8 protein-coding genes and 1 pseudogene are annotated in these 8,254 nt (G+C 67.5%); 1 reads left to right on the top strand and 8 read right to left on the bottom strand.

Features of this window, described 5'->3' with window-relative positions:
• The 5 genes and pseudogenes from WS69_RS34930 to hpnD all read right to left on the bottom strand — a co-directional run.
• Positions 1–270, bottom strand: a 270-nt coding sequence (locus WS69_RS34930) for a hypothetical protein (RefSeq protein WP_442854914.1), incomplete at its 3' end; no start/stop codon positions are given.
• Between the two features lie 48 nt (positions 271–318).
• Positions 319–1,026: a phosphorylase gene (locus WS69_RS19590; protein WP_059472347.1), complete on the bottom strand. Its 708-nt coding sequence runs from the start codon at positions 1,024–1,026 to the stop codon at positions 319–321.
• A 6-nt stretch (positions 1,027–1,032) separates the two neighbouring features.
• Positions 1,033–3,024, bottom strand: a complete 1,992-nt coding sequence (gene shc / locus WS69_RS19585) for a squalene--hopene cyclase (protein ID WP_059472346.1) — start codon at positions 3,022–3,024, stop codon at positions 1,033–1,035.
• 11 nt (positions 3,025–3,035) lie between these two features.
• Positions 3,036–3,366, bottom strand: a pseudogene (locus WS69_RS34925) (hypothetical protein).
• Positions 3,367–3,370: 4 nt separating this feature from the next.
• Positions 3,371–4,219: a presqualene diphosphate synthase HpnD gene (hpnD, locus tag WS69_RS19580; protein ID WP_059472345.1), complete on the bottom strand. Its 849-nt coding sequence runs from the start codon at positions 4,217–4,219 to the stop codon at positions 3,371–3,373.
• Between the two features lie 668 nt (positions 4,220–4,887).
• On the opposite strand from hpnD, the gene WS69_RS19575 reads away from it, so the two are divergent.
• Positions 4,888–5,793, top strand: coding sequence for an alpha/beta fold hydrolase (locus WS69_RS19575; protein WP_059472344.1), 906 nt, complete (start codon positions 4,888–4,890; stop codon positions 5,791–5,793).
• A 155-nt stretch (positions 5,794–5,948) separates the two neighbouring features.
• On the opposite strand, the gene WS69_RS19570 is transcribed toward WS69_RS19575, so the two are convergent.
• Genes WS69_RS19570 through WS69_RS19560 form a run of 3 tightly spaced genes read right to left on the bottom strand, consistent with a single transcriptional unit; the run spans position 5,949 to position 7,865 of the window.
• Positions 5,949–6,884: a sensor domain-containing diguanylate cyclase gene (locus WS69_RS19570; protein WP_059472343.1), complete on the bottom strand. Its 936-nt coding sequence runs from the start codon at positions 6,882–6,884 to the stop codon at positions 5,949–5,951.
• Positions 6,881–7,504 carry a chemotaxis protein CheC gene (locus tag WS69_RS19565; RefSeq protein WP_059472342.1) on the bottom strand — a complete coding sequence of 208 codons (624 nt, stop codon included), beginning with the start codon at positions 7,502–7,504 and terminating at the stop codon, positions 6,881–6,883. The genes WS69_RS19570 and WS69_RS19565 overlap by 4 nt, the downstream gene beginning before the upstream one ends.
• Complete coding sequence (locus tag WS69_RS19560; RefSeq protein ID WP_059472341.1) at positions 7,497–7,865, bottom strand: response regulator; 369 nt, start codon at positions 7,863–7,865, stop codon at positions 7,497–7,499. The genes WS69_RS19565 and WS69_RS19560 overlap by 8 nt, the downstream gene beginning before the upstream one ends.
• Positions 7,866–8,254 lie beyond the last annotated feature (389 nt).

Genomic DNA, 8,254 nt, shown 5'->3' with positions numbered 1-8,254 from the left:
TTCGGCTTCGGCTTCGGCTTCGGCTTCGGCTTCGGCTTCGGCTTCGGCTTCGGCTTCGGCTTCGGCTTCGGACTGGGAGCGGGGACGAAAAGCAGAAGGCTGGGAGCGGGGAGCGGGGAGCGGGGAGCGGGGAGCGGGGAGCGGGGAGCAACAGCTTACGTCCCACATCGCCGAACCAAGCAAAGACAAGCGGCGCGAAAACGATTCATCGCGATCGCTTCGAACGACGAACCAATTCGCGCCGCGCCGCTGCGCGAAATGCGGTCGCATCGCCGGCCCTGCGACAACGCAACCGAAGCGACAACCCGCAATTCGCGCTCAGCCGATCCGCCACGCTCCCGCGCGTTCGAACGCTTGCCGCGCCTGAACGAGCGTCGAGCGCGCCGCGCGCGCGTCGCCCGCGACCTGCAGCAGCGCGCCGAGCTGCGACGGCTGCTTCGCAAGCTCGCACAAAATCGGCAGGATCGCCGTGCTGCCGTCTTCGCGCAGTCCGGCCGTCGCGGCTTTCGGCAGCGTGCGCCACGCCGGATCGACAATCGCACGGCACACCGTGAACGGCACACCGCGCGCCGCCGCGAACGCACCGGCGATATGCGATTCCATATCGACCGCGAGCGCGCCCTTCGTCCGATGCAGCGATTCCTTCTCGCGCGCGTCGACGACGGGCGCGCCGACCGCCGCAAGCGTGCCGCGCCGCATGCGCGGCGCGATCGGCGTGCCGGCGAGCGCGGCGACGATGCGCGCGCTCCAGGCGGAATCGGTATTGAGTACGCCGAACGGCCCGTCGACCGCATCGGCGACGATCAGCACGCCCGGCACGAGATCGGGCGCGAGACCGCCCGCCGTGCCGAAGCTGACGACGCCGGCGCAGCCGCGCGCATCGGCCGCTTCGGCGAGCGCGCGCTCGAGCCGGTCTGCACGCGCCGCGTAGACCGCTTCGACGCCCTCGCCGCGCGCGATCCGCGCCTCGAACGCCATCCCGGCGACGGCGATCACGGGCGCGGCCGAATGGCCGGAACCAGCCATCGACCGTTACATCCCGACCGTCACGCGCGTCGTGTTCGCGCGCTTCAGGTTGCGATAGCGGGCGAGCGCCCACAGCGGGAAGAACTTGCGGTAGCCGTGATAACGCAGATAGAACACGCGGGGGAAACCCGTCGCGGTGAAGCGCGTCTCGTCCCACAGGCCGTGCTCGCGCTGCGCGCCGAGCAGATAGTCGATCCCGCGCGCGACGGCCGGGTTGTCGACTTCGCCCGCCGCCATCAGGCCGAGCAGCGCCCATGCCGTCTGCGACGACACACTCGGCGCACGCTCGTAGCCGCGGTAGTCGAGCTTGTAGCTTTCGCCGTCCTCGCCCCAGCCGCCGTCCTGATTCTGAATCGACAAAAGCCATTGCGCGGCGCGCTTCACGCGCGGATCGTCGTGGCCGAGGCCGGCCGCGTTCAGTGCGCACAGCGCGGTCCATGTGCCGTAGATGTAGTTCATCCCCCAGCGGCCGTACCAGCTGCCGTCCGGCTCCTGCTCCTTGAGCATGTAGTCGAACGCGCGCCGTGCGGGCTCGCTCGACGCGTTCGTCTCGCCGAGCTGCGCGAGCATCGACAGGCAGCGGCCCGACACGTCGGCCGTCGGCGGATCGAGCAGCGCGCCGTGATCCGAGAACGGGATGTTGTTCAGGTAATACTGCGTGTTTTCCGGCTCGAACGCGCCCCAACCGCCGTCGCTGCTCTGCATGCCGACGACCCACTCTCTCGCGCGCGCGATCTGCTCACGATACGCATCCGACTGATCGAGCTTCGCGACGCGGTCCATCGCCATCACGACGACCGCCGTGTCGTCGACGTCCGGATAGTGCGGGTTCGCGTACTGGAACGCCCAGCCGCCCGGACGCACGTGCGGACGGCGCGAGATCCAGTCGCCGCGCACGTCGAGGATCTGCCGCGGAATCAGCCAGTCGAGGCCGCGCACGGCCGCGCCGCGCGCGCGCTCGTCGCCCGTCTCGAGCAGCGCGTGCGCAGCGAGCGACGTGTCCCAGACAGGCGACAGGCACGGCTGGCAATACGCGTCGTCTTCGCCGACGACGAGCAGCTTCTCGATCGACCGGCGCGCGATCGCGCGGTTCGGATGATCTTCAGGATAGCCAAGCGCCGCGTACATCATCACCGCGTTCGCCATCGCCGGATAGATCGCGCCGAGGCCGTCCTCGCCGTTCAGGCGCTCGTCGACGAACGCGACCGCCTGCCGGATCGCGCGCTCGCGCGTGTAGCGGGGAAACAGGCCGTCGACGAGGCGCAGCACGCCGTCGACCGCGCGGAAGAACGCGAACCAGCCAGTGCTCTGGTGCGGCTGCTTCGGCAGCAAACCCGTGTTGACGGGCGCGCTCTTGAACAGTTCGTCGATGCGCACGCCGCGCGGATTCTTCGCGACCGGACGCTTCGCGTTCAGCACGAGGAGCGGCACGATCACGGTGCGCGCCCAATACGACACCTTCGACAGATGGAACGGGAACCACTGCGGCAGCAGCATCACTTCGACCGGCATCATCGGCACCGCGTACCACGGCACGACGCCGTACAGCGCGAGCTGAATCCGCGTGAACACGTTCGAGGTCTCCGCGCCGCCCATCGCATGGATCGCGCGACGCGCGCGCTGCATGTGCTCGGCGTTCTCATCGTCGCCGATCACCTTCAGCGCGAAGTACGCCTTCACGCTCGCGCTGATGTTCGGCGCGCCGTCCGCGAAGAGCGGCCAGCCGCCGTCCGGCTGCTGGATGCGGCGCAGATAGCGCGCGATCTTCTGCTCGAGTTCGACGTTCGGCTCCTCGCCGAGATAGTGGACGAGCAGCACGTATTCGGCCGGGATCGTCGAATCGGCTTCGAGTTCGTACACCCAGTGGCCGTCCGCGTTCTGCGCGGCGAGGAGCGCGTCGGTCGCGCGCGCGACGGCGGCGTCGAGGCCGGCGGTCACGGCAGGCGCGGCGGACGCAGCGGTTGCGTCGAGCGTGTGCATTTCGGTCATGTCGTTCATCGGTCCCTCTCTTATTGCCGGCGCGCGCGTCGGGCGATCTCGCCTGGACGAAGCGCGCGCCCGTTCGTCGCGGGCCGGCCTGCGGCCGTCCAAGCGCCCGCGAGCACCAGGTTCGACACGCGCGTGTGCGTGCCGACGTTGCATTCGCCGCGCGGGCGCCGCGCGGCGAGCCGTCGGCGCGACGCAGACGCCGGTTCCGATCGCCATGCGTCGCGTGCGACAGGATCGGCGCTGCCCGCACGCGGCGGCGGGTTGCGATGCAGCGCGCCGTGCGCGCCGCCGTTCGAACGTTGCGGTGCGGCCGGACAAGCGCGCGCCGCCCGCGTCGGCGGTCTCCCGCATCGAATCAGAACAGCGCGTAACGCGCCACGAGCAGCAGCATCCGCGCACGCGGCTTGCGCAGCGGCGCGCGCGGCGATGCGAAGCCGCGTGCGACCGCGGCTTCGAGAATCAGGCGATATGCGCCCGACATGATGCGCGGCGCGCGGACCTGCGCGCGCGGCGACGCGTCCATCGTCGCGTCGGCCTGCGCAAAGTGCCGCTGTGCGCGCTCGACGAGCGTCGCGCAGACGCGCGGCAGCTTCGGATCGCGCGCAATCGTCTGCGGATCGGTGATCGCGATCCCTTCGCGCGCGAGCAGCTCGCGCGGCAAATAGCAGCGGTTGATCGCCGCGTCGTCGTCGATGTCGCGCAGGATGTTCGTCAATTGCAGCGCGCGTCCGAGGTGGTGCGACAGCACGCGGCCGGACTCGTCCGGCATCCCGAAAATCCTCACCGATAGCCGGCCTGCGGAGCTCGCGACGCGGTCGCAGTACAGGTCGAGCGTCGCTTCGTCGGGCGCGCAGATGTCCTCGGCGGCGTCCATCGCCATCCCGTCGATCATCGCGTGAAAGTCTTCGCGACGCAGCCCGAACTTCCCGATCTCGCGCGCAAGCGGCACGAGCGACGCGCGCGGCTTGCCCGCGTAGCATTCGTCGATGTCCGCGCGCCAGCGGTCGAGCTGCGCCGCGCGCTCGGCACGCGGGCCGCCTTCGTCGGCGATGTCGTCGACCGCGCGGCAAAACGCGTAGACCTGGAACATCGCGTCGCGCTGCTCGGCGGGCAGGATGCGCATCGCGAGATAGAAAGAGCTGCCCGATGTGACGGCAGCGGCGTCGGTTTCGTTATCGTCCACGACGAGATTGGAAACGGCCAAGACGAGCTCCGCTAAGGCGCCCTCGCGGGGCGATTGAAGAAGCCATGCCCGGCTGGGGGATGGTAAATGCGTGCGAGATGCGCGAACGATGGGCGCAGACAGGCACAAATTACCGGCGGGAAACCGGAATTGGGCGAGAGTATAGCAATCTTTAAGGGTCGCTGCCGCCCGGTTCGGCTGTCGAATACAGGCGGACGGCGTCGTGTGGTGCGTTCTCGTGCGCGGTGCGGGCGAGTGGTTCGGTTTTGCGGGCGGGGCGGGCGTGGGCATCGTGATGAATAGGGGACGGAAGCGCGACGGAGATTGGAGGTCTGCGAGAAATTCTGCTTCGCAAAGTCTCAATTCGTCGGATTGAACGTGGATTGATGATCGATCGAATTCAATCGATGCACTGCCTGATGACTTTGTTCCGCCCTCATCATGGGTTCGCGCGAAATCCGCGCCTGTCGCCTGTCGCCTTCGGGCGGGCACTTGGTGCTCGGTGCTCGGTGCTCGGTGCTCGACTGTCCATGTTCGGCGTTCGGCGGCCGGCATTCGCCATGAAACCACTCGGCACACGACAAAACACGCTCTTGGGGCGCGATCGACTGCCACGCCACGCCGATTCCTCACTAAGATGGCGCAAGCCTGCAATCGACCGCTCGAACCATCACCGACAGGAGACACACTTGCCGACCGAACCGCGCGACACTATCGCCGACCGCCACGCCCCCGCGGCAGCGTCCCCTCTGCCTTTCGTGCTGGTGCACGGCGCCTGGCACGGCGCGTGGGCCTACGAGCGGGTGATCCCCGCACTCGCCGCGCATGGCCACGCGGCCATCGCGCGCGACCTGCCCGCGCACGGCATCAACGCCCGCTTCCCCGCGTCGTTCTTCAAGCGCCCGCTCGACGCCGCCGCATTCGCGAGCGAGCCGTCACCCGTCGCGGGCACGACGCTCGACGATTACGTCGATCACGTGCTGCACACCATCGACCAGGTTCGCGCGCTCGGTCACGAGCAAGTCGTGCTCGTCAGCCACAGCATGGGCGGCATCGCGATCACGATGGCCGCCGAGCGCGCACCGGAGAAGATCGCGAAGCTCGTCTATCTGGCCGCGTTCATGCCGACCGCCGGCGCGACGGGGCTCGACTACGTGCGCGCGCCGGAGAATCAGGGCGAGATGCTGGCGCCGTTGATGATGGCGAGTCCGAAGGCGACGGGCGCGCTGCGGATGGATCCGCGCAGCGAAGATCCGGCGTACCGCGCAGCCGCGAAGCGCGCGCTCTGCGACGACGCGAACGACGCCGACCACGCGGCGGTCGGCCATCTGCTCAGTTGTGATGTGCCTGCGGCGCCGTTCGCGACGCGCATCGACACGACGGCCGCGCGCTGGGGCGCGATCGAGCGTCATTACATCAAGTGCCTGCGCGATCGTGTGCTGCTGCCTGCGCTGCAGCAGCGTTTCATCGACGAGGCCGACGCGCTCGCCCCCGGCAATCGCACGCACGTGCATACGCTCGACAGCAGCCACTCGCCGTTCATCGCGCAGCCGAGCGCAGTCGCCGACACGCTGGCCGCGATCGCGCGCGGCTGACGCCGTTCGCGCGACGAAGCGACGCGGCGCGCCGGCTGCGTCGCCTCTCGCGCATTGCGCGCGGTTGTCGAAGGGGCACGAGTTGTCCGAGCGAACGGGTGAACGGGTGAACGGGCGATCAAATGATCGAATCCCCAACGATCAAACTCGCCGCCTCACTCAAACGCAACCGAACAATTCCGCCCCTGCCGCTTCGCGCGATAAAGCGCGGCGTCGGCTTCGTTGACGAGCGTCTCGTGCGTGAGCGCGCCGACGTGCGCGGCCGCGCCGCCGACGCTCGCCGTCACCGGCACCAGCGCGCCTTCCGCTTCGATCGGCGTGCTGCCGATCGTCTGCCGGATCTTCTCGGCGACGTGCATCGCCTCGTCGAGCGACGTGCACGGCAGCAGCAGCGCGAATTCCTCGCCGCCGAAGCGGCCGAACGTATCCTGCGATCGCACGACGTCCGCGACGCGGCGCGCCATCACACGCAACACGTTGTCCCCGACGACGTGGCCGAAGCGATCGTTGATCGTCTTGAAGTGGTCGAGATCGAACAGCAGCACCGACAGATTGCCGCCGTAGCGCTGCCAGCGCTCGAATTCGTCGCGCAGCCGCGCCTCGAAGAAGCGCCGGTTCGCGATGCCCGTCAGCCCATCGCGGTTCGCGTATTCCTGCAGCTTCGCGACGGCCTCTTCGCGCTCGCGCTGCATCACGCTCACGTGCGTGACGTCGGAAATCGTCACGCAGACGGCCTCGACTTCGCGTCCGCGCGCGATCGGCACGAACGTGCAGTCTTGCTGCATGAAGTCGACGCCGCCCGTGATCGGCCGGTCGTGATCGAAGCGAAACAGATACGGACGCTGCTCCCACGAGCTGAACGCGAAGCTGCCGAGCTGGAACACGCTCTCGATCTTGCGCGACAGCCACGCGCGCGGCAGCTCCGGAAAGCAGTCGAACAGATTGCGGCCGATCACGTCGGCGGCGGCGACGCCGCTGTGGTCCTGCATGAACCGGTTCCACATGAGTACCTTCATCTCGCGGTCGAGCACGAAAATACCGAAGCTGACCCGTTCGATGACGAGATCGCTCAGCGAAGAAAGAAGGTTCATAAGCTGGACAGCAACGTATCGAGGGCGTCGCTCATGTGGCGAATCGAGTCTTCCGCGAGCAGCATCACGAAATGCGTACGGGCGCCGTCGTCCGCGACGCCGAAGTTCACTTCGAGAAGGAGCGTCTCGCTCCATGCAAGCACGTCGGGCTGAAATGCGTCGTCGAGCGCGATGTCTTCGCCGAGCAGCCCCGGCGGCGAAAACACCGGCGTGCGCCCGAGCTCGTCGAGAATCGACGACACGCACGCGCCCATCAACACGTTGGCCATGTCGAACACGAGCTCGGCCTGCGTGACGGTTCCGAATTCGTCGTCCGCGTAGGCGTCGTCGACGAGCGACACGAGCTGGCCGACGCCCGCGCTGCGGCACAGCATCAGCGCCTCGCCCTTGATGTCGGAGCGAAACCCCTGGCGCACGGCGGTCACGTGGTCGTGAATGCCCGTCATGTCGCGCAGCACGCGGCCGACGTCGGCCGCGCGCACGACGCGCACGCGCGGCACCGACAGCTCGATGAAGGTGCCGAGGAGAAGCGCGAGACGCGCCGCCGCGCGTCCCATCGCGAGGTTGGCGATCTCCTGCAGGGCGTCGCGTTGCTCCGCCGTCAACACCATCTCAGACATACAACCCATACTCCTTGAGAATGGGCAGCAATGCTTCCGAGGTGACGGGCTTGGCGACGAAAGCCGCCGCGCCCAGCTCGCGCACGCGTGCCTGCGCCATCGGTTGGATATCGGCGGACACGACGATCACGAACGTGTTCAGATCCTCGCCGCGCAATGTCTCGAGCACTTCGTAGCCGCTCATGTCCGGCATCGTCAGATCGAGAAACATCACCGATGCCTTGCCGTCGCGATACAGCGTCAGCGCTTCGCGACCGTTCGACGCATAATTCACGTCGACGTCCCAGTCCACCGGCAGCGCCTTCGTCAGCAGCTTGCGAGCAAGCAAGGAATCGTCGGCGATCACAATCGGCAGAGGCATGGCTGTCGTAGCGGTAAACGGAGTCGTGTGTCTCGCGTTAACGACGGTTCGCCGCGCTTCTTTAGGCAAGGTGCAACTGGCGATACGAGGGACGGACCACGCGCGCACCGCTCGGCTCGCAAGAACCGGCTCGGCGCGCCGCACACGCCCGTTCGCGAATGGAACTCGTCGAGGCTGCGCCCGGACATCGCGGGCATGTTCCGCACAGGAAAGCGATGCGGGATTCTGGGAGTAAACCCGGGGCGTTGCAACTCGCCATTTTTCTCCGTTCGAACAAAATTGATTAGCTCGAATTCGAATCCGGGAACAGCTCGAATTGTTTTTGCGATATGCACGCAAATTATTCTTTTGCTTACGTTTGCGCTTTTGAATTCGTCGCTGTTTGCGCG

Source organism: Burkholderia sp. BDU5 (assembly GCF_001522845.1).
Taxonomy (GTDB): domain Bacteria; phylum Pseudomonadota; class Gammaproteobacteria; order Burkholderiales; family Burkholderiaceae; genus Burkholderia; species Burkholderia mayonis.
Note: the sequence above shows the minus strand (reverse complement) of the source record. Positions and strands in the feature narration are given on the sequence as shown.